Raw genomic sequence first — 22,326 nt, forward strand, 5'->3', positions numbered from 1 at the left:
TTCGTTCCCTACCGCTCATCCGAAACCCCCCGATAGGCATTTTCGAAGGCTGCCACCCACCGCCAGGCAACCCGCGCCGTTACAAGCTCAGCCTATAGATAGCTTGCTTTTTATAACCAAAAAGCAGCAAACAGCAAAACGCCATCAAAAAAGATTCTTAATGTTTCGCAGGCCCATGTCGCTAAACGACTGGGAGGCCACCAAATGTCCTGCCCAAGGCTACGGCGACAACGCTGGCAGCGCACTAAAACCCTAGACAGGATGCGTTCATGAGCTACATCTCTTCGTTGACTCCAGCGCAAGTCGCTGCCTTGAGTACGACCACGATCGCCGGGCTGGCAACCCAGGACGTCGCGGCGCTGAGCACCGCTCAGCTCGCCCAGATGACCACCGCGCAGATCGCCGTCATCACCAAACCCAACATCGCCGTACTGTCCACCAGCCAGTTGCCGGCCCTGACCACCGCACAGATCGTAGCCCTGACCACCGCCCAGGTGAGCGCGCTCAAGGCCACCCAGGTCACCGCCCTGACCACGACCCAGGTCGCCGCCCTGGAAACCGCCGATGTCGCCGCCCTGCCCGCCACGCTGCTGGCCAGCCTGACCACCGCGCAGACCGCCGCACTGACCACCGCGCAAGTAGTGGCCCTGACCACGGCGCAAGTGGCCGCCTTGAAGACCACGCAAGTGGCCGCCCTGACCACCACACAAGTGGCGGCTCTGGAAACCGCCGATCTCGGTGCGCTGACCACTGCCGGCGTCGTGGCCCTGACCACCGCCCAGGTGGCTGCCCTGACCACGGCCCAGGTCGCCGCGCTCAAGGTCGCCCAGGTGGCGGCGCTGGAAACCGCCGACGTCGCCGCCTTGACCACCGCGCAGGTGGTGGCCCTGACCACGGCCCAGGTGGCTGCGCTCAAACCCGCGCAAGTCGCGGCCCTGACCACTACGCAAGTGGCGGCCATGGAAGCGGCCGACGTCGCCGCCCTGCCCGCCACGAGCATCGCGGCGCTGACCACCGCACAGATCGCTGCCCTGACCACCGCGCAAGTGGTGGCCTTGACCACGGCCCAGGTCGCTGCGCTCAAGCCCGCGCAGGTCGCAGCCCTGACCACCACGCAGGTGGCGGCCTTGGAACCGGGCGACCTGGCCGCGCTGACCACCGCCGGCATCGTTGCCCTGACCACCGCGCAAGTCGCCGCGCTGACCACCGCGCAAGTCGCGGCGTTGAAACCGACCCAGGTCACGGCCATGGAAACCGCCGACCTCGCTGCGCTGACCACGGCCCAGGTCGTCGCCCTGACCACCGCTCAAGTCGCGACCCTGACCACCGCGCAAGTGGCCGCCTTGACCACCGCGCAAGTGGCCGCCCTGGGCACCGCCGATGTCGCTGCGCTGACCAACGCCAGTGTCGTAGCGTTGACCACGGCGCAAGTCGCCGCCCTCACCACCGCCCAGGTCGCCGCGCTCAAGGCCACACAGATCGCGGCGATGCAGACCGCCGACGTCGCCTCGCTGACCACGGCCCAGGTCGTCGCCCTGACCACCGCACAGATGAGCGCCTTCACCGCCGCGCAAGTGGCGGCGCTGACCACCGCACAGGTCGCCGCTCTGGAAACCGCCGACCTGGCCGCCCTGCCGGCCACCAGCATCGCAGCCCTGACCACGGCGCAGACCGCTGCGCTGACCACCGCCCAGGTCGTGGCCCTGACCACTGCCCAGATCGCCGCGCTCAAACCTGCCCAGGTCGCGGCCTTGACCACGACCCAAGTGGCTGCCCTGCAAACTGCGGATGTGGCATCGCTGACCACCGCTGGCGTGGTCGCCCTGACCACCGCCCAGGTCGCGGCACTGACCACCGCCCAAGTGGCCGCCTTGAAGGCGACCCAGGTCGCCGCGCTGGAAACCGCTGATGTCGCCGCGCTGACCACCGCCCAGATCGTCGCCTTGAGCACGGGCCAGGTCGCCGCCTTGACCACCGCCCAAGTGGCCGCGCTGACCACCACCCAGGTGGCTGCGCTGGAAACGGCCGACATCGCCGCCTTGCCGGTCAACAGCGTGGCCGCGCTGACCACTGCGCAAACCGCTGCCCTCACCACCGCCCAGGTCGTGGCCCTGACCACCGCCCAAGTCGCCGGCCTGAAGGCGACCCAGGTCGCCGCCTTGACCACCACCCAGGTCGCCGCCCTGCAGCCCGCCGACGTGGCTTCGCTGAGCAACGCCGGCGTCGTGGCCCTGACCACCGCACAGGTCGCTGCACTGACCACCGCCCAGGTCGCCGCGCTCAAGCCGACCCAGGTCGCAGCCATGGAAACCGCCGATGTCGCGGCCCTGACCACCGCACAGGTGGCAGCCCTGACCACGGCACAAGTCGCGGCACTGACCACTGCCCAAGTGGCCGCGCTGACCACCACGCAAGTCGCGGCCATCGTCACCGCCGACATCGCCGCGCTGAGTGCGGCCAGTGTCGTGGCCCTGTCCACCGCGCAGGTCGCCGCACTCACCACCGCCCAGGTCGCGGCGCTGAAGCCGGCCCAGGTCGCCGTCTTGCAGACCGTCGACGTCGCGGCTTTGACCACGGCCCAAGTGGTGGCATTGACGACCGCCCAGGTCGCGGCACTGACCACCGCGCAAGTCGCAGCCCTGACCACCACGCAAGTGGCGGCCATGGAAACCGCCGACATCGCCGCCCTCACCGTCGCCAGCGTCGGGGCGTTGACCACTGCGCAGACCGCCGCATTGACCACGGCCCAAGTCGTGGCCCTGACCACCGCCCAGGTGGCCGCACTGAAACCGACCCAGGTCGCCGCCTTGACCACCACCCAGGTCGCGGCGTTGCAAACCGTCGATGTGGCGGCGCTGTCCACTGCCGGCATCGTCGCCCTGACCACCGCGCAGGTCGCAGCCCTGACCACCGCACAGGTGGCCGCGCTCAAGCCGACCCAGGTCGCGGTGATGGAAACCGCCGACGTGGCCGCGCTGACCACCGCGCAAGTCGTGGCGCTGACCACGGCGCAGGTGGCGGCCCTCAAACCGACGCAAGTCGCCGCGCTCACCACTACGCAGATCGCCGCGCTGGAGACCGTCGATGTCGCCGCACTGACCACCGCACAAGTGGCGGCGCTGACCACGGCGCAAACCGCCGCCCTGACCACCGCGCAAGTGGCGGCGCTCAAGCCGACCCAGCTGGTGGCATTGGGTACCGCTGACGTGGCTGCGCTGACCACCGCCCAGGTGGTGGCCCTGACCACCGCCCAGGTGGCCGGACTCACCACGGCCCAGGTTGCGGCACTGACCACCACCCAAGTGGCCGCGCTGGAAACCGCCGACGTCGCCGCACTGAGCGTAGGCAGCGTCGCCGCCCTGACCACGGCGCAGACCGCCGCGCTGACCACCGCGCAAGTGGTGGCCCTGACCAGCGCCCAGGTGGCCGCATTGAAACCGGCCCAGGTGGCTGCCTTGACCACCACGCAAGTGGCGGCCCTGCAGCCGGGCGATCTGGTCGCGCTGACCACCGCTGGCGTCGCCGCCCTGACCACCGCTCAGGCAGCTGCCCTGACCACGGCCCAGGTCGCCGCGCTCACCGCCACCCAGGTAGGCGCCCTGACCACTGCCGATGTCGCCGCGCTGACCACCGCGCAGGTGGTGGCACTGGGCACCGGCCAGGTCGCCGCCTTGACCACCGCCCAAGTGGCGGCCCTGACCACCACGCAAGTGGCGGCCCTGGAAACCGCTGACCTCGGCGCGCTGACCACGGCCGGCATCGTCGCCCTGACCACCGCGCAGGTCGCGGCCTTGACCACCGCCCAGGTCGCTGCCCTGAAGCCGACGCAGATCGCTGCGATGCAGACCGTCGACGTCGCCTCGCTGACCACGGCCCAGGTCGCTGCCCTGACCACCGCGCAGATGGGCGCCTTCACCACCGCGCAAGTGGCAGCGCTGACCACCGCGCAAGTGGCGGCCCTGGAGACCGCCGACCTGGCCGCCCTGCCGGCCAACAGCATCGCGGCCCTGACCACGGCGCAGACTGCCGCGCTGACCACCGCCCAGGTGGTGGCCCTGACCACCGCCCAGGTAGCCGCGCTCAAGCCGGCCCAGGTCGCGGCACTGACCACCACGCAAGTGGCGGCCTTGGAAACGGCCGACGTCGCAGCGCTGACGACCGCCGGCATCGTCGCCCTGACCACCGCGCAAGTGGCGGCACTGACCACGGCGCAAGTCGCCGCGCTCAAGCCCGCACAGGTCAGCGCATTGGAAAACGCCGACCTCGCCGCCTTGACCACCGCGCAAGTGGTGGCTTTGACCACGGCCCAGGTCAGCGCGTTGAAAGCGACCCAGGTCGCCGCCATGACCACCACGCAAGTGGCGGCCCTGGAAACCGCAGACCTGGCCGTGCTGAGCAACGTGCAGCTGGCCGCGCTGACCACCGCGCAGGTCGCGGCCTTGACCACTGCACAGATCGGCGCGCTGAAACCGGTCCAGATCGCCGCGCTGGAGACGGCCGACGTGGCCGCCCTCACCACCGCCCAGGTCGTCGCGTTGAGTACCGCCCAGGTCGCCGCGCTGACCACCGCGCAAGCGGCTGCGCTGACCACCACGCAAGTGGCCGCGCTGGAAACCGCTGACGTCGCCGCGCTGTCGCTCACCAGCATCGCCAGCCTGACCACCGCGCAAACCGCCGCCTTGACCACCGCCCAGGTGGTGGCGCTCGGCACCGCGCAGGTCGCGGCGCTCAAGGCCGGGCAGATCGCAGCCCTGACCACCACGCAAGTGGCGGCCATGGAAACCGCCGACATCGCCGCGCTCACCGCGCCGCAGATCGTCGCCCTGACCACCGCGCAAGTCGCGGCGCTGACCACCGCGCAGATCGTCGCCCTCAAGCCGACCCAGATCAGCGCGTTGGAAACCGCCGATGTCGCGGCCTTGACCACCACGCAGATCGCCGCCATCGAGACCGCCGACATGGCGGCACTGACCACTGCGCAAGTGGCGGCACTGACCACGGCCCAGGCCGCGGCCATGACCACCGCGCAGCTGTCGCACCTGTCGATGAACCAGGTCGATGCCTTCACTTCGGCGCAACTGCAAGCGATGAGCGCCACGCAGATCGATGCCCTGGCGCTGTCCACACCGCTGGTGCTCGACCTCAACGGTGACGGCGTGCAGACCCAGCACCTGCGTGCCGGGGTGCAGTTCGACCTCAACGCCGACGGCCATAAGGAAACCACCGGCTGGGCCAGCGGCGGCGACGGCCTGCTGGTGCTCGACCGCAATGGCGACGGCCAGGTCAACGACGGCAGCGAACTGTTCGGCTCGTCCTTCCGCCTGCCCGACGGCTCGCTGGCCAAGGACGGTTTCGAAGCGCTGACCAGCCTGGACAGCAACCACGACGGCGTGGTCAACGCCAGCGACACGCTGTTCTCGGCCTTGCAGGTGTGGGTCGATCGCAACAACGACGGCGTCACCGATGCCGGCGAGCTGCACAGCCTGCGCGACCTGGGCATCACCCAGTTCAACCTGGATGCGCACAAGACCGCCGAGCTCAACCACGGCAACCTGATCGGTCTGAACGGCAGTTTCGAAACCAGCGACGGCCAGAGCCACACCCTGGCCGACGTGTGGTTCCGCACCGACGGCAACGGGGCGCAATCGATCGACCTGACCCAGCTCGACCCGCAAGCGGTAGGTGCCCACGCTTTGGGCCACCTGGATCTGGCGGCCGACGGCGGCCAGGCCACCACCCTGACCGTCGATGCGGCGGCGGTGGCGGCCCTCGGCCAGGCGGGCCAGGTCGATGCCGGCAACGGCGCGGCGGCACCGGTGCAGATGATCGTCGACGGCAATGCCAACGACACCTTGAACATTACCGGCGATGCCGGCCAGTGGCAGGCGGCGGGCACCACCGAGGTGAACGGCGCGAGCTACAACGTGTTCAACGACGGTGACGTGCAATTGCTGGTGGCGACCGACGTGCAGACTTGGATTCACTGACCGTCGGTGTTAAACCTTGACTGACCGGATACCGGGCTCGAAAGAGCTCGGTATTTTTTTATACGGAGCTGTTCTTATTCGGAGACAGTAGCGTTCATGCCTACCGATCCTTTTCCTCCACTCGAGCTCGACAGCCTGTTGGCCACCAGCCTGCACGCGATCGAACGCGTGGCCCTGGAACCGATGCAACTGCTCGACATCGCCGAGCGGCTCAATGCAGCGCAACGCCCGCACGATGTGGCCGCGCTGTACCGACACTGGCTGCAGCACTGCCAGTCGGCGGTCAACTACATCGTCCAATTCAACCTCGGCGCGACCCTGACCCTGTTGGGTCAACTGGACGCCGCCGAACAGGCGTACCGCGCCGCCATCGCGCAGAATCCGCGCTTCGCCCAGGCCTGGTTCAACCTCGGCGCCTTGCAGGAACGTCAGCAGCAGCCACAACGGGCCTTGACCACCTGGCAATCGATGCTCGACGAGCAGTTGGTCGACACCGGCGAAAGCCGTGAGCTGTACCTGATGACCTGCAACGCCATTGGCCGCCTGAGCGAAGAAACCCGGCAGTTGCAGGCGGCCGAGCGCGCGCTGCAAGCGAGCCTTGCCGCCGATCCTCGGCAACCCAAGGTCATCCAGCACTGGGTGCACCTGCGTCAGAAGCAATGCGTGTGGCCGACCTATGCGCCGCCGGCCGGCCTCAGCCAGGGCGATCTGCTCAAGGCGTCTTCGCCCCTGGCGTTACTGGCGGCCAGCGACGACCCGGGCTTGCAACTGGCGGCGGCCATGCGTTTCGTGCGCGACCGGGTGAAGGCGCCGGGCACGGCTTTGGCGCCTGGCGGTGGTTATGGCCACGGCAAGTTGCGCATCGGTTTCCTGTCTTCGGACTTCTGCCTGCACGCCGTATCGCTGCTGACCGTGGAGCTGTTCGAGCTGATCGACCGCGCGCAGTTCGAGGTCTACGGCTTTTGCTGGAGCCGCGAGGACGGCTCGCCCCTGCGCGAGCGGGTCAAGCGGGCGATGGACCACTTCGTGCGCATCGATGCGCTGGACGACGCCGGCGCGGCGCGCTGCATCCGCGAACACGAAATCGACATTCTCATCGACCTGCATGGCCTGACCGCTGGCGCCCGCCCGGACATTCCCGCCTGGCGCCCGGCGCCGGTGCAGATCACCTACCTGGGCTTTCCCGGTACCACGGGCCTGCCCGGCATCGACTATGTGATCGCCGACCGCTACCTGATTCCCGACAGCGAACAGCCCTATTACAGCGAAACGCCGCTGTACCTGGCGCAGATCTACCAGTGCAGCGACCGCCAGCGACCGGTGGCCGAGCTGCCCAGCCGCGCCGCGTGCGGGCTGCCCGAGGATCGCTTCGTGTTCTGCTCGTTCAACAACAACTACAAGTTCAACGAGGCGATGTTCGACTGCTGGCTGCGCATCCTCCAGCGCAGCCCGAACAGCGTCCTGTGGCTGCTGGCCGACAACCCCTGGGCCCAGGCCAACCTGTGCGCCCGCGCCGCCGACCGTGGCGTCGACCCGCAACGCCTGCTGTTCGCCCCGCGCGTGGCACCGGCACAGTATCTGGCGCGCTATGCCGCCGCCGACCTGTTCCTCGACACCTACCCGTTCAATGCGGGCACCACGGCCAACGACGCGCTGTGGATGGGCCTGCCGGTGCTGACCCGCTCCGGGCGCACCTTCGCCTCGCGCATGGCCGGCAGCCTGTTGACGGCATTGGGATTGCCCGAGCTGATCTGCGATTCGTTGCAGGCGTACGAAGACCGCGCCGTGGCGCTGGCCGGGCAGGCGGGCGAACTGGCGACCTTGCGCGAGCGCTTGCGGTCAGGGCGGGAGGCGTCGGCGCTGTTCGACACGCCACGTTTCGTGCGGGATTTCGAGGCGGCGTTGAAGCAGGTGGCACCGGGCGTGCGGTAAGACGCTGGGCGATCCGGGCAGATACCGTCTCGACGCTGCGAGCGCGCCTGCGCGGCGGGCGTCAGGACGGTATCGACGGCTTCACTCCTCGACGTTCATGTATTCCTTGGCCCAGCGGATGTAGTCCTCCGGCTGGGTGTAGGTGTGCGACAGCTCGGTAGCGCTGAGGTTTTCCGACTTGCTCTGCTTCTGCTGGCCGCGCTGCAAGCGCAGGCAGTCGTAGGTCGCCTTAATGGCGGCGAAGTAAGCGGCATGGCCATCGACCACGATACGCACGCCCAACTCGGCCAGGCGCTGGTCGTCGCGCAGGTTCGGGTTGCCGTAGCTGACCAGCATCAGTGGCACGCTCAGGTGCCGGGAGATCTGCTCGAGGTGGGCGAAATCCTTGATGCCGACCATGCAGATGCCATCGGCCCCGGCCTTTTGGTAGCTCTGCGTACGGTGGATGACTTCCTCGGTGCTGAGCACGCCGGCGTTGGTGCGGGCGATCACCGCCATGGCCGAGTCCACCCGCGCCTCGATGGCGGCGCGGACCTTGCCGGCGCCCTCCTCGACGGTGATCAGGTCGGTCGACTTGCGCCCGAACTGCGCGGGCAGCAGCGTATCTTCGATGGTCAGCGCGCTGACCCCGGCACGCTCCAGCTCGACCACCGTGCGCATGACGTTCAGGGCGTTGCCATAGCCATGGTCGGCATCGGCGAGGAACGGTAGTTGTGCGACGCGACCGATGCGCGTGGCCTGCTCGACGAACTCGCTGAGGGTGATCAGGGCGAAGTCCGGCGCGGCCAGCACCTGCAACGAAGCGACCGAGCCGCCGAGGATTCCGACTTCGAAGCCGAGGTCGGCCGCGATGCGCGCGGACATGGGGTCGAAGACCGAGGCGGTGTGGTAGCACGCGTTCGAAGCGAGCAACTCGCGGAACGCCAAACGCAGATCGTGGTGGGAAGCCTTGGGCATGATCACTCCGCTAGTACGTCAAATATTAACTGGCTCCCAGAGCCGGCCTTGCCGACCTGTTCCAATCATTGCCATGAGAAGCACTCCATGCGTCGCATGCAGGCAGGGAATAGAAAGCGTGGGATGCTGTGTCGAGAAATACTGCGGCAATACGCTGCACCAAGGTGGTGCGAAGCCAGGTATTCCGCCTGTTGGGCGCTGCCAAGATAGCACGCGGCCAGGTTTCCAAGAATGAAAGCCGCTATGCCGATCATGCATAGGGGATGCATGTTTTACATAGATAGCTATGTAACTCGGGATACAATTCGTTGTCGTGGAGCCCGGTAGCTCTTCTTTTCCAGGCTTGTCTGAAAAAGTTTTCACCTCGCCGGTTTTCAACGCGATGTGGGAAAGTCTCAGGACTTCGGACAGCGCCTTCTCTGCATGCAAAGGTAAACCGTGACCACTGCCCTTCCCGATTCCGCGCTGCGCACCGTGCTCACAGCGCTGATGCTGGCCATTTTTCTGGGTGCGTTGGACCAGACCATCGTGGCAGTGTCCTTGCCGGCCATCTCCACCGATTTCAACGACGTCGGTCTGCTCGCCTGGGTGATCTCGGGGTACCTGGTGGCCATGACCGTGGCCGTGCCCATCTACGGCAAGCTCGGCGACCTGTACGGGCGGCGGCGGATGATCCTGACCGGCACCGCCGTGTTCACCCTGGCGTCGATCGCCTGCGCGCTGGCGCAGAACATGGAGCAACTGGTGGTGGCGCGTGTGCTGCAAGGGGTGGGCGCCGGCGGCATGGTTTCGGTCAGCCAGGCGATCATCGGCGACTACGTGCCGCCCCGCGAACGCGGGCGCTACCAGGGTTATTTCAGCAGCATGTACGCCCTGGCCAGCGTCGCCGGGCCGGTGCTGGGCGGTGGGCTGACGGCCTATCTGTCATGGCACTGGGTGTTCTGGATCAATCTGCCGCTGGGCTTGGTGGCACTGTGGGCTCTGCACCGTGCGCTGGCCGGCTTGCCGGTCACGCGGCGCCAGGCCCAGGTCGACTATCCGGGCGCGCTGCTGATGATCCTCGGCCTTGGCAGTTTGCTGCTGGCCATCAGTTTGGTCGGCCACGGTCAGGATTGGCGCTCGCTGCCGGTGCTGGGGTTGTTCGCGGGGGCCGGCATCGGGCTGTCGCTGCTGCTGGCCCATGAACGGCGCTTCCCCGAACCGCTGCTGCCGCTGGGGCTATTCCGCAACCGGGTAGCGGTGTTGTGTTGGTGCGCGATCTTCTTCGCCAGCTTCCAGTCCATCTCCCTGACCATGCTCATGCCGCTGCGCTACCAGGCGATCACCGGCGCCAGCGCCGACAGCGCGGCCCTGCACCTGCTGCCGCTGGCCATGGGCCTGCCGCTCGGCGCCTTTACCGGCGGGCGCCTGACCACGCGCACCGGGCGCTACAAGCCGCAGATACTCGCAGGCGCCGCGCTGATGCCGCTGGCGATCCTGGGGATGGCGTTCAGCGCACCGCAGTCGGTCTGGCCGAGCGCGTTGTTCATGTTGATGGCGGGAGTGGCCGGCGGTCTGCAATTCCCGACCTCACTGGTCGGTGCGCAGAGCGCCGTGGCCAGGCAGGACATCGGCGTGGCGACCAGCACCACCAATCTGTTCCGCTCGTTGGGTGGCGCAATGGGGGTGGCGATCGTCTCCACGCTATTGCTGGCGCTGTTACAACAAGGCGGCATCACGCTGTTGGGCGACCCGCTGCTGGGTAGCCTGGGCGACAGCCCGGTGGACGCGCAGACGCAACAGCAGTTGCTCAAGGTGTTTCGTCAGGTCCTGCTGAGCAGTGCGGCAGTGGCGCTGTTGGCCCTGGCGGCGGCCATAGCGCTGCCGGATCGGCAACTGCGCGGCCATTGAGATGAAGGTGGCTCGACCTCACCCAGGAAACTCTGCCCTCACAAACCTTCACAAATCACCGTTTGCGCAGGGCCGGGCTCAAGCGCAGCATGTCCAGCCCGGCATCCACCCATTTTTCCGCATCGCCGAGCAGGTCGAAGCTGTCGGGCAGCAGCAACCAGCTGCCCAGCAAACCATCGACATAGGCGAACAGCACCACGGCGGCCTGTTCGGGGTCGAGGTCGGCGGGCAATTGCCCACGGCGCATGGCATTGTTCATGGCAGCGATCATGCCGCGGTGGCAGTCCAGCACGGCGTGCTGGCGCTGCTGGCGAATCTCGCACATGTCGTCGGTGAACTCGCACTTGTAATGCAGAATCTCATTGATGCGCCGAGTCCGGGCGTCCATCACCAGCTCGCGACACACCTGCAACAGCAGCTTGCGCATGCAGCCGAGGGGGTCGACCTCGTCCTCGCTCTCGCTGGCCCGGGCCAGGTGGTCGTGGGTTTCGTGCAGCATGTCGAGCAACGCCTGCACCAGCTCGGCCTTGTTGTTGAAGTGCCAATAGATGGCACCGCGGGTGACGCCGGCCAACTGGGCGATATCGGCCAGGGTGGTGCGCGCCACGCCACGGCGGTAAAAGGCTTTTTCCGCAGCCTCGATGATCTGGGCGCGGGTTTCCTGGGCTTCTTCTTTGGTACGACGGACCATGGCAGCACATACCTCAATCAGGTTCCGAGCCAAAACGACGACGCGGGATCTGCCGGAGCGCCTCTAACGTGCGTCTTCCGGAACTGAATTCTTCGGCGTGCGAGGGCAATCGATTGCCGCCGCACGGTATTTACAAACAACCATGAACGTAAGTATATTCCTTAGCAAGCTATTTATCCAACCGGTAGCCTTTTCGTAAAACCCTACCTATTACCCTCGAGCTCTCCTGCTCTTGCGATCCGAGGATCCCCATGCACTTCAAGCCAGCTGTCACCGCTCTGGTTTCCGCCGTCGCCCTGGCCACATTGCTCAGCGGCTGTAAGAAAGAAGAGGCGCCGCCAGCTGCGCAGGCTCCTCAGGTCGGCGTCATCACCCTGCAACCGCAAGCCTTCACCCTTACCCAGGAACTGCCGGGCCGTACCACGGCCTTCCGCGTGGCCGAGGTACGGCCTCAGGTCAACGGCATCATCCTCAAGCGTCTGTTCAAGGAAGGCAGTGACGTCAAGCAGGGCCAGCAGCTCTACCAGATCGATCCAGCGGTGTACGAGACCACCCTCGCCCAGGCCCAGGCCAACCTGCAGGCCGCGCGGTCGCTGTCGGGTCGTTACAAGCAGTTGATCGACGAACAGGCCGTCAGCCGTCAGGAGTACGACGACGCCAACGCCAAGCGCCTGCAAGCCGAAGCCACCTTGAAGAGCGCGCAGATCGACCTGCGCTACACCAAGGTACTGGCACCGATCAGCGGCCGCATCGGGCGCTCGGCCTACACCGAGGGTGCCTTGGTCAGCAACGGCCAGGCCAACGCCATGGCCACCATCCAGCAGCTCGACCCGATCTACGTCGATGTCACGCAATCCACCGCCGAGCTGCTCAAGCTGCGCCGGGATCTGGCCAGCGGCCAGTTGCAGAAGGCCGGTGATAACGCCGCCGAAGTGCAGCTGGTGCTCGAAGACGGCAGCCTGTTCCAGCAGAAGGGCCGCCTGGAGTTCTCCGAAGTGGCGGTCGACGAAACCACCGGTTCCGTGACCCTGCGCGCGATCTTCCCCAACCCCGACCACACCCTGCTGCCCGGCATGTTCGTGCACGCGCGGCTGCAGGCCGGGGTCAACGCCAACGCCATCCTGGCGCCGCAGCAGGGCGTGACCCGCGACCTCAAAGGCACGCCGACCGCACTGGTAGTGAACAAGGACAACAAGGTCGAGCTGCGCGAGCTCAAGGCCAACCGTACCCTGGGCAGCGACTGGCTGATCGAGGAAGGCCTCAATCCGGGCGACCGCCTGATCACCGAGGGCCTGCAATACGTGCGTCCTGGCGTCGAGGTGAAGGTCAGCGAAGCCACCAACCTGAAGAAGTCCAACGACCCCGATCAAGCCAAGGCCGGCAACGCAGACGCCAAAGCGGAGTAAACCATGTCGAAGTTCTTTATCGATCGCCCGATCTTCGCGTGGGTGATCGCCTTGGTGATCATGCTGGTCGGCGCCTTGTCGATCTTCAAGTTGCCGATCAACCAGTACCCCAGCATCGCGCCGCCGGCCATCGCCATCGCCGTGACCTACCCGGGCGCTTCGGCGCAGACCGTGCAGGACACCGTGGTGCAGGTCATCGAGCAGCAGCTCAACGGCATCGACAACCTGCGTTATGTGTCCTCGGAAAGTAACTCCGACGGCAGCATGACCATCACCGCGACCTTCGAGCAGGGCACCAACCCCGATACCGCGCAGGTCCAGGTGCAGAACAAGCTCAACCTGGCCACCCCACTGTTGCCGCAGGAAGTGCAGCAGCAGGGTATCCGTGTGACCAAGGCGGTGAAGAACTTCCTCATGGTCATCGGCCTGGTGTCCGAAGACGGCAGCATGACCAAGGACGACCTGGCCAACTACATCGTCTCGACCATGCAGGACCCGATCTCGCGCACCTCGGGCGTGGGCGACTTCCAGGTGTTCGGTGCGCAGTACGCCATGCGCATCTGGCTCGATCCGGCCAAGCTGAACAAATTCCAGCTGACCCCGGTGGACGTGCGCACGGCGGTCACCGCGCAGAACGTGCAGGTATCTTCCGGCCAGCTCGGCGGCCTGCCTGCGGTACCCGGCACGCAGCTCAACGCCACCATCATCGGCAAGACCCGCCTGCAAACCGCCGAGCAGTTCGAGAAGATCCTGCTCAAGGTCAACAGCGACGGCTCTCAGGTACGTCTGCGTGACGTCGCCAAGGTCGGCCTGGGTGGCGAGAACTACTCGGTCAGCGCCCAGTTCAACGGCAAGCCGGCTTCGGGCCTGGCGGTCAAGCTGGCCACCGGCGCCAACGCCCTGGACACCGCCAAGGCGCTGCGCAAGACCATCAGCGACCTGGAACCTTTCTTCCCGCCTGGGATGAAGGCTGTGTTCCCGTACGACACCACCCCCGTAGTCACCGAGTCGATCAGCGGGGTGATCCACACCCTGATCGAGGCCGTGGTGCTGGTGTTCCTGGTGATGTACCTGTTCCTGCAGAACTTCCGCGCCACCGTCATCACCACCATGACCGTGCCGGTGGTGTTGCTCGGGACCTTCGGCATCCTGGCCGCCTTCGGTTTCAGCATCAACACCCTGACCATGTTCGCCATGGTCCTGGCCATCGGCCTGCTGGTGGACGACGCCATCGTCGTGGTGGAAAACGTCGAGCGGGTGATGTCCGAAGAAGGGCTGCCGCCCAAGCAGGCGACCAAGAAGTCCATGGAGCAGATCCAGGGCGCCCTGGTGGGTATCGCCCTGGTGCTTTCGGCGGTACTGCTGCCGATGGCCTTCTTCGGCGGCTCGACCGGTGTGATCTACCGGCAGTTCTCGATCACCATCGTCTCGGCCATGGGCCTGTCGGTACTGGTCGCGCTGGTGTTCACCCCGGCGCTGTGCGCCACCTTGCTCACGCCACTGAAAAAGGGCGAGCACCACGTCGCCAAAGGCGGCTTCTTCGGCTGGTTCAACCGCACCTTCGACCGCAGCGTGCAACGCTACGAGCGCAGCGTCGGCTTCATCCTGCGCCGCAAGATCCCGTTCCTGCTGGCCTATGCGCTGATCGTGGTCGGCATGATCTGGCTGTTCACCCGCATCCCGGCCGCGTTCCTCCCCGAAGAAGACCAGGGCGTGCTGTTCGCCCAGGTGCAGACCCCGGCAGGCTCCAGTGCCGAGCGCACCCAGGACGTGGTCGATCAGATGCGCGCCTACCTGCTCAAGGACGAAGCCGACACCGTGTCGTCGGTGTTCACCGTCACCGGCTTCAACTTCGCCGGTCGCGGGCAGAGTTCGGGCATGGCCTTCATCATGCTCAAGCCGTGGGGTGAGCGCAGCGCCGAGAACAGCGTGTTCGGCCTGGCCCAGCGCGCCCAGCAGCACTTCTTCAGCTTCCGCGACGCCATGGTGTTCGCCTTCGCCCCGCCGGCGGTGCTGGAACTGGGTAACGCCAGCGGCTTCGACGTGTTCCTGCAAGACCGCGCAGGCGTGGGCCACGAGAAACTCATGGAGGCGCGCAACCAGTTCCTGGCCAAGGCTTCGCAGAGCAAGATCCTGGCTGGCGTGCGCCCCAACGGTCTGAACGACGAGCCGCAGTACCAGCTGATCGTCGACGACGAGCGCGCCAGTGCGCTGGGTGTGACCATCTCCGACATCAACAACACCCTGTCGATCGCCTTGGGCGGCAGCTACGTGAACGACTTCATCGACCGCGGTCGGGTCAAGAAGGTGTACATCCAGGGCGAATCCAGCGCTCGGATGAGCCCTGAAGACCTGCAGAAGTGGTACGTACGCAACGGTCAGGGCGAGATGGTGCCGTTCTCCTCCTTCGCCAGCGGCGAGTGGACCTACGGTTCGCCCAAGCTGTCGCGCTACAACGGTGTGGAAGCGGTCGAAGTGCTCGGCACCCCAGCGCCTGGCTACAGCACCGGCGAAGCCATGGCCGAGGTCGAGCGCATCGCCGGCGAGCTGCCGGACGGCATCGGCTATGCCTGGACCGGCATGTCGTACGAGGAAAAGCTCTCGGGTTCGCAGATGCCGGCACTGTTCGCGCTGTCGATCCTGTTCGTCTTCCTCTGCCTGGCGGCGCTGTACGAAAGCTGGTCGATCCCGATCGCGGTCGTCCTGGTGGTACCGCTCGGTATCATCGGCGCGCTGATCGCCACCAGCCTGCGTGGGCTGTCCAACGACGTGTACTTCCTGGTCGGCCTGCTCACCACCATCGGCCTGGCGGCGAAGAACGCGATTCTGATCGTCGAGTTCGCCAAGGAACTGCACGAACAGGGCCGCAGCCTGTACGACGCCGCGATCGAGGCGTGCCGCATGCGTCTGCGCCCGATCATCATGACCTCGCTGGCGTTCATCCTCGGCGTGGTACCGTTGACCATCGCCAGCGGCGCGGGCTCTGGCAGCCAGCACGCCATCGGTACCGGTGTGATCGGCGGCATGATCAGTGCGACCGTGTTGGCCATCTTCTGGGTGCCGCTGTTCTTCGTCGCCGTTTCTTCGCTGTTCGGCAGCAAGGAACCGAAAAAAGACGACACCCCCGACAATCCTGAAACTCCACGTTATGAGGCTGGGCAATGACCAAGTCGCTGTTGTCCCTGGCGGTCACCGCCTTCATCCTGGGCGGCTGCTCGCTGATCCCCGACTACCAGCGCCCCGAAGCGCCGGTACCGGCACAGTTCCCGCAGGGGCCGGCGTATTCGCCGGCCGAATCGGCCAACGTCGCCGCCGCCGAACAAGGCTGGCGCCAATTCTTCACCGACCCTGCGCTGCAACAGCTGATCCAGACGTCGCTGGAAAACAACCGCGACCTGCGGGTGGCGGCGTTGAACATCGACGCCTACCGCGCGCAGTACCGCATCCAGCGCGCCGACCTGCTGCCAGCCGTGTCGGCTGACGGCGCCGGTACGCGCCAGCGCTTGCCGGCCGACCTGTCGACCACCGGCCAGTCGGCCATCACCAGCCAGTACTCGGCGACCCTGGGCGTGAGCGCCTACGAACTCGACCTGTTCGGCCGGGTGCGCAGCCTCAGCGAGCAGGCCCTGGAAACCTACCTGTCCAGCGAAGAGGCACGGCGCTCCACGCAGATCGCCCTGGTGGCCAGCGTGGCCAACGCCTACTACGCCTGGCAGGCCGACCAGGCCCAGCTCAAGCTGACCCAGGACACCCTCAAGGCGTACGAGCAGAGCTTGAGCCTGACCCAGCGTGCCAGCGACGTGGGTGTGTCCTCAGCGCTCGACCTGAGCCAGGCGCGCACCGCCGTGGAAGGCGCGCGCGTCAAGCTGGCGCAGTACCAGCGCCTGGTCGCGCAAGACGTCAACAGCCTGGCCGTGCTGATCGGCACCGGCATTCCGAACAACCTGCCCGAGCCGCTCAAGCTCGACGCCGACCAGTTGTCCGAAGTGCCCGCCGGGTTGCCCTCGGACCTGCTGCAGCGCCGTCCGGACATCCAGGAAGCCGAGCACCTGCTCAAGGCCGCCAACGCCAACATCGGTGCGGCGCGCGCGGCCTTCTTCCCGCGCATCAGCCTGACCGCCAACGCCGGCACCCTGAGCCCGGACATGGGCGGGCTGTTCAGTGGCGGTTCCGGCACCTGGCTGTTCCAACCGCAGATCAGCCTGCCGATCTTCAACGGGGGTGCGCTGCGCGCGAGCCTGGACTACGCGAAGATCCAGAAGGACATCAACGTCGCCCGTTACGAGAAGACCATCCAGACCGCCTTCCAGGAAGTCGCCGATGGCCTGACCGCGCGCAAGACCTACAAGGAACAGTTGCAGGCCCAGCGCGACCTGGTGGCCGCCAACCAGGACTACTACCGCCTGGCCGAGCGCCGCTACCGCATCGGCATCGACAGCAACCTGACCTTCCTCGACGCCCAGCGCTCGCTGTTCAGCGTGCAACAGGCGCTGATCACCGACCGGCTGTCGCAGCTGACCAGCGAGGTCAACCTGTACAAGGCCCTCGGTGGCGGCTGGTATGAGCGTACCGGCGAAGCCAATCGGCAAGCCGCTCGCTAAGCCTGTGACTGGCCCGTCCCATGCGACGGGCCAGTGTCTTTCAAGAGCCCTATCCGTAATCTCGAAGACGCCCTGGCGCGCGCTTGCGCTGCCCCCTCCCCCTGCTAATCCGTGCACTTCCTCCAGCATCCGGGCAAAATGAACCAACTGGAACATTCCGTTCGGTAATCGCCCCCTTCCGTTCACGTGCAATTGTCCTGCCCTGCCCTGCGCAGCACCATCGGCGTGGCCCGTACTGCCGCCCATCGACCTGGTAAAGGTCCAGGTTCGACAGCGACGTACCGCCGCACCGATAACAACAAGAGATCTTCGACAGATGAACACTTCGCACCCTGCACGCCACCTGCTGCCTGGCCTGTTGGCCGTGTCTTGCAGCCTGCCGGTCCTGGCCGTCGAAAGCGGTTTTCTGGAGGACGGCAAAGCCTCGCTGAACTTGCGCAACTTCTACATCAACCGCAACTTCGTCGACCCCGACAATGCCCAGAGCAAGGCCGAGGAATGGACGCAAAGTTTCATTCTCGATGCCCGCTCCGGCTTCACCCAGGGCGCCGTCGGTTTCGGCGTGGACGTGCTGGGCCTGTATTCGGTCAAGCTCGATGGCGGCCGTGGCACGGCGGGCACGCACCTGTTGCCCGTCCACGACGACGGCCGCCCGGCGGATGACTTCGGCCGCCTGGGAGTGGCATTCAAGGCCAAGGTGTCGGAAACCGAATTCAAGGTCGGCGAATGGATGCCACTGCTGCCGATCCTGCGCGCCGACGATGGCCGTTCGCTACCGCAGACCTTCCGTGGCGCGCAGATCGCCTCGCGCGAGATAGCAGGGCTCAGCCTGTATGGCGGCCAGTTCCGCGGCAACAGCCCGCGCAACGATGCCAGCATGGACGACATGTTCCTCAACGGCCGCCCGGCCGCCACCTCCGACCACTTCAACTTCGCCGCCGGCGAGTACGCCTTCAACGACAAGCGCACGCTGGTCGGCCTGTGGCATGCCCAGCTCAAGGACATCTACCAGCAGCAGTACCTGAACCTGCAACACAGCCAGCCCATCGGCGACTGGACCCTGACGGCCAACCTCGGTTACTTCATCGGCCAGGAGGACGGCAGCGCACGCGTCGGCGACTTGGACAACCGCACCGCCTCGGGCCTGTTCTCGGCACGCTACCAAGGCCACACCTTCTATGTCGGCCTGCAAAAGGTCAGCGGCGACGATGCCTGGCTGCGGGTCAACGGCGCCAGCGGCGGTACGCTGGCCAACGACAGCTACAACTCCAGTTTCGACAACGCCAAGGAACGCTCGTGGCAGGTGCGCCACGATTACAACTTCGCCAGCCTCGGCGTGCCGGGCCTGACCCTGATGAACCGCTACATCAAGGGCGATCACGTGCAGACGGCGGTGGTCGACGACGGCAAGGAGTGGGCACGGGAAAGCGAACTGGCCTATGTGGTGCAGTCCGGCGCGCTCAAGGACCTGGCGCTGAAGTGGCGCAACTCCACCATGCGTCGCGACTACAACACCAATGCCTTCGACGAAAACCGACTGATCGTCAGCTATCCGCTGAGCTTGCTGTAACCGCTGCGGCGCCCGTACCCAGTGCGGGCGCACGGCAACCGGCCATGTTCGGTGCGCTGTGCACAGCGGTCAAAAGCCTTCATCCCGCCGCAGCCCGCGCGGCGCCTGCGCAGCCTGCCACCCTGCAGATACCCTGCGACCCGCTATGCTCAGCGCTCTCTGGACAACCTCTCGAGGCGCGCATGAAAACCTTGGTCGACCACCTCAGCCAGTACGCCGGTTACCACCGCGACCGGCGCAACCTGTTCAGTCATTTCCTCGGCATTCCGCTGATCGTTCTGGCCGTGGCCATCCTGCTGTCACGCCCCGGTGTGTCGGCGGCTGGGCTGTGGCTCTCGCCCGCCCTGCTGGCGGTGCTGGGGGCCGCGCTGTTCTACCTGCGCCTCGATCGGCGCTTCGGCCTGGCCATGAGCGTGCTGCTGGGCCTGTGTCTATGGGCCGGGCAGGCGCTGGCGCGGCAGCGTACCGGCCTGTGGCTGGGCAGCGGTGTGGGCTTGTTCGTGCTGGGTTGGGCGATCCAGTTCGTCGGACACTACTTCGAGGGGCGCAAGCCGGCCTTCGTCGACGACCTCAGCGGCCTGATCGTCGGGCCGCTGTTCGTGGTGGCGGAAGTGGCGTTCATGCTCGGCTGGCGCCGTGAGGTGCAGCATGCCGTGGAGGCGGTGGCCGGCCCGGTTGCGTGAACCTGAGGCCAGCACCCTGTTGAAGCGGCCGGTTCGGCACTGCGATCAGTCGTCGATCTCGTCCCACACCGACTCGGCCAGGTGGAACGTGGCGTTGGCCGCAGGAATGCCGCAATAGATCGCGCTCTGCATCAGCACTTCCTTGATCTCCTCGCGGGTCACGCCGTTGTTGGCGGCGGCGCGCAGGTGCAGTTTGAGTTCGTCGTTGCGGTTCATGCCGATCAGCATGGCGATGGTGATCAGGCTGCGGGTATGCCGCGGCAAGCCGGGGCGGGTCCAGATGTCGCCCCAGGCGTGGCGGGTGATCATGTTCTGGAATTCGCCGTTGAAGTCGTTCAGCTTGTCCAGGCTGCGGTCCACATGGGCATCGCCCAGCACCTCGCGGCGCACCTGCATGCCGGCCTCGTAGCGTTGTTGCTCGTCCATGGAAAGTCCTCAGCAGGCTTGCAGGAAGGTCAGCACGCGCTGGGTGAAAGGCGCGCCCACCTCGACATTAGACAGGTGCGCCGCTGGAAACTCGACGAACTGCGCCCCGGCGATCTGCGTTTGCAGGAAGCGCCCATGCGAAGGTGTGGTCACCGCATCCTCGCCACCGGCCACGATCAGGGTCGGCACCGTGATCCGCGCCACCTGCTCGCGGTAGTCGGCGTCGCGCACCGCCGCGCAATTGGCGGCGTAGCCCTCGGGCGAAGTGGCGGCGAGCATCTGGGTGATGCGCTGAGCCTGGGCCGGCTGCGCCTGTACGAACGCAGGGGTGAACCAGCGCGCCAACGAGGCTTCGCCCAGATCGCGCATGGCCTGCTCGCCGCCTTTGCGCACCGTATCGATGCGTGTGTTCCACACCTCGGCCGTACCGATCTGCGCAGCGGTGTTGCACAACGTCAGGCTGAGCAGGCGTTCACTGGCGTTGATACCCAACCATTGGCCGATCAGGCCACCCATGGACAGGCCGACGAAATGCGCCTTGGCGATGTCCAGCGCGTCCAGCAGCGCCAGCACGTCGGCGCCCAGCTGGGCGATGCTGTAGGGCCCCGCCGTGACCAGCGAAGCACCATGCCCGCGGGTGTCGTAGCGCAGCACGCGGAAATGCTCGCGCCACACTGCCACCTGGGCGTCCCACATGCCCAAGTCGGTGCCCAGGGAATTGGACAGCACCAAGACCGGAGCCCCTTCGGGCCCCTCCAATCGATGATTCAGTACGCCATCGGCCAATTGCACATGCGCCACAGCGGTCTCCTTCAGGCAATGAAACGTTGATGTTCGGCCACAGCGCGCGCCACCCAGACGCGGGCCTGGCCAAGGTAATGGGCGGGGTCGAGCATGCGGTCCAGCTCATCGGCAGACAATTGCTCGGCCACCTGTGGCTCTTCGCCCAGCACTTCGCGCAGATGCCGCCGCTCGGCGACCGCACGCTGGCAGCATTGCTCCAGCAGGTGGTGGGCGCGGTCGCGGCCCAGGCGTTGGGCGAGGACGATGCTGACGGCTTCGGCCAGCACCAGACCTTGCGTGAGGTCGAGGTTGCGGCGCATGCGCTCGGCGTCGACTTCCAGGCCCTCGGCGATGGCCTGGGCATGGCGCAAAGCGCCGGACACCAGGCAGCAGATCTGCGGCAGGGTTTCCCACTCGGCGTGCCACAGACCAAGGCTGCGCTCGTGCTCCTGGGGCATGGCGGCGAACAGCGTCGAAACCAGGCCCGGCACGCGCGTGGCAGCGCCGACCAGCGCCGCCGCGCCCACCGGGTTGCGCTTGTGCGGCATGGTCGAGGAGCCGCCCTTGCCCGGTGCCGAAGGCTCGAACAGCTCGCCCGCTTCGGTCTGCATCAACAGGCTCACGTCACGGCCGAACTTGCCCAGGCTGCCGGCGACCAAACCGAGCACCGAGGCAAACTCCACCAGGCGATCGCGGTGGGTGTGCCAGGGTTGCTCGGGTAGGCCCAGGTGCAGTTGCTCGGCCAGGGCCTCGGCCACCGGCAAGGCCTTGCTGCCCAAAGCGGCCAGGCTGCCCGAGGCACCGCCGAACTGCAGCACCAGCAGCCGCGGGCGCAGTTCGCGCAAGCGCTCGCGATGGCGGGTCAACGCGCCCAGCACGCCGGCCAGCTTCATGCCCAGGGTCACCGGGGTGGCATGTTGCAGCCAGGTGCGCCCCACCATGACCGTGTCGGCGTGCTGCAAGGCGCGTCCGGCCAGGGTGTCGGCCAGCTGGGCCAGGTCCGTTTCGATCAGTTCAAGCGCCACGCGCAGTTGCAACACCAGGCCGGTGTCCATCGCATCCTGGCTGGTGGCGCCCAGGTGTACGTAGCGCTCGGCCTCGGCCACCCCGCTGGCCACCACCTTGCCCAATGCCTTGACCAAGGGAATCGCCGAGTTGCCTGCGCTGCATATGGCCTCGGCCAACGCACCCACGTCATATCGCTCGGCCTTGCACGCGGCCTCGATGGCCGGCACCGCGCTGGCCGGCACCAGCCCTACCGAGGCTTGGGCACGGGCCAGCGCCGCCTCGAAATCGAGCATGCCTTGCAGGCGACCCTGGTCGGAAAACACCGCGCGCATGGACGCGGCGGTGAAGTAGGCGTCGAACAGGCGGTTGTCCGCGTGCGAGGTCATGGTCGC

13 protein-coding genes are annotated in these 22,326 nt (G+C 66.6%); 8 read left to right on the forward strand and 5 right to left on the reverse strand.

What is annotated here, in order from left to right:
* The first annotated feature begins 269 nt into the window (after nt 1-269).
* Together ACSMEV_RS19295 and ACSMEV_RS19300 are read left to right on the forward strand one after the other, a co-directional pair.
* Nucleotides 270-5,987, forward strand: coding sequence for a hypothetical protein (locus ACSMEV_RS19295; protein WP_459206562.1), 5,718 nt, complete (start codon nt 270-272; stop codon nt 5,985-5,987).
* Between the two features lie 96 nt (nt 5,988-6,083).
* Nucleotides 6,084-7,919 carry an O-linked N-acetylglucosamine transferase, SPINDLY family protein gene (locus tag ACSMEV_RS19300; protein WP_459206563.1) on the forward strand — a complete coding sequence of 612 codons (1,836 nt, stop codon included), beginning with the start codon at nt 6,084-6,086 and terminating at the stop codon, nt 7,917-7,919.
* An 81-nt stretch (nt 7,920-8,000) separates the two neighbouring features.
* On the opposite strand, the gene ACSMEV_RS19305 is transcribed toward ACSMEV_RS19300, so the two are convergent.
* A complete protein-coding gene (locus ACSMEV_RS19305) occupies nt 8,001-8,876 on the reverse strand; it encodes an isocitrate lyase/PEP mutase family protein (RefSeq protein ID WP_459206564.1) in 876 nt (291 codons plus the stop codon).
* Between the two features lie 438 nt (nt 8,877-9,314).
* Here ACSMEV_RS19305 and ACSMEV_RS19310 point away from each other — a divergent pair, with 438 nt between their 5' ends.
* Nucleotides 9,315-10,766, forward strand: a complete 1,452-nt coding sequence (locus ACSMEV_RS19310) for an MDR family MFS transporter (RefSeq protein ID WP_459206565.1) — start codon at nt 9,315-9,317, stop codon at nt 10,764-10,766.
* Nucleotides 10,767-10,821: 55 nt separating this feature from the next.
* Here the strand turns inward: ACSMEV_RS19310 and ACSMEV_RS19315 are convergent, their stop codons facing one another.
* Entirely contained in the window at nt 10,822-11,457 is a 636-nt protein-coding gene (locus ACSMEV_RS19315) for a TetR family transcriptional regulator (RefSeq protein WP_459206566.1), read from the reverse strand.
* A gap of 251 nt (nt 11,458-11,708) precedes the next feature.
* On the opposite strand from ACSMEV_RS19315, the gene ACSMEV_RS19320 reads away from it, so the two are divergent.
* From ACSMEV_RS19320 to ACSMEV_RS19340, 5 genes are all read left to right on the forward strand, one after another.
* Nucleotides 11,709-12,863, forward strand: coding sequence for an efflux RND transporter periplasmic adaptor subunit (locus ACSMEV_RS19320; RefSeq protein WP_459206567.1), 1,155 nt, complete (start codon nt 11,709-11,711; stop codon nt 12,861-12,863).
* 3 nt (nt 12,864-12,866) lie between these two features.
* Nucleotides 12,867-16,028: a multidrug efflux RND transporter permease subunit TtgB gene (gene ttgB / locus ACSMEV_RS19325; RefSeq protein ID WP_459206568.1), complete on the forward strand. Its 3,162-nt coding sequence runs from the start codon at nt 12,867-12,869 to the stop codon at nt 16,026-16,028.
* Nucleotides 16,025-17,464, forward strand: coding sequence for an AdeC/AdeK/OprM family multidrug efflux complex outer membrane factor (locus tag ACSMEV_RS19330; protein ID WP_459206569.1), 1,440 nt, complete (start codon nt 16,025-16,027; stop codon nt 17,462-17,464). Before ttgB ends, ACSMEV_RS19330 begins: the two co-directional genes overlap by 4 nt.
* 316 nt (nt 17,465-17,780) lie before the next feature.
* On the forward strand, nt 17,781-19,034 hold the full coding sequence (locus ACSMEV_RS19335; protein ID WP_459206570.1) for an OprD family porin: 1,254 nt from the start codon (nt 17,781-17,783) through the stop codon (nt 19,032-19,034).
* 182 nt (nt 19,035-19,216) lie between these two features.
* Complete coding sequence (locus ACSMEV_RS19340) at nt 19,217-19,717, forward strand: Mpo1 family 2-hydroxy fatty acid dioxygenase (protein ID WP_459206571.1); 501 nt, start codon at nt 19,217-19,219, stop codon at nt 19,715-19,717.
* 45 nt (nt 19,718-19,762) lie between these two features.
* Here ACSMEV_RS19340 and pcaC read toward each other — a convergent pair whose 3' ends face one another.
* The 3 genes from pcaC to ACSMEV_RS19355 are packed head-to-tail and all read right to left on the reverse strand — an operon-like array spanning nt 19,763 to nt 22,320.
* Nucleotides 19,763-20,143 carry a 4-carboxymuconolactone decarboxylase gene (gene pcaC, locus ACSMEV_RS19345; protein WP_459206572.1) on the reverse strand — a complete coding sequence of 127 codons (381 nt, stop codon included), beginning with the start codon at nt 20,141-20,143 and terminating at the stop codon, nt 19,763-19,765.
* Between the two features lie 9 nt (nt 20,144-20,152).
* Nucleotides 20,153-20,944 carry a 3-oxoadipate enol-lactonase gene (pcaD, locus tag ACSMEV_RS19350; RefSeq protein ID WP_459206573.1) on the reverse strand — a complete coding sequence of 264 codons (792 nt, stop codon included), beginning with the start codon at nt 20,942-20,944 and terminating at the stop codon, nt 20,153-20,155.
* An 11-nt stretch (nt 20,945-20,955) separates the two neighbouring features.
* Nucleotides 20,956-22,320 (reverse strand): 3-carboxy-cis,cis-muconate cycloisomerase, encoded by a 1,365-nt coding sequence (locus ACSMEV_RS19355; RefSeq protein ID WP_459206574.1) that lies wholly within the window; start codon nt 22,318-22,320, stop codon nt 20,956-20,958.
* Between the last annotated feature and the right edge of the window lie 6 nt (nt 22,321-22,326).

The organism is Pseudomonas sp. MLB6B (assembly GCF_054508135.1).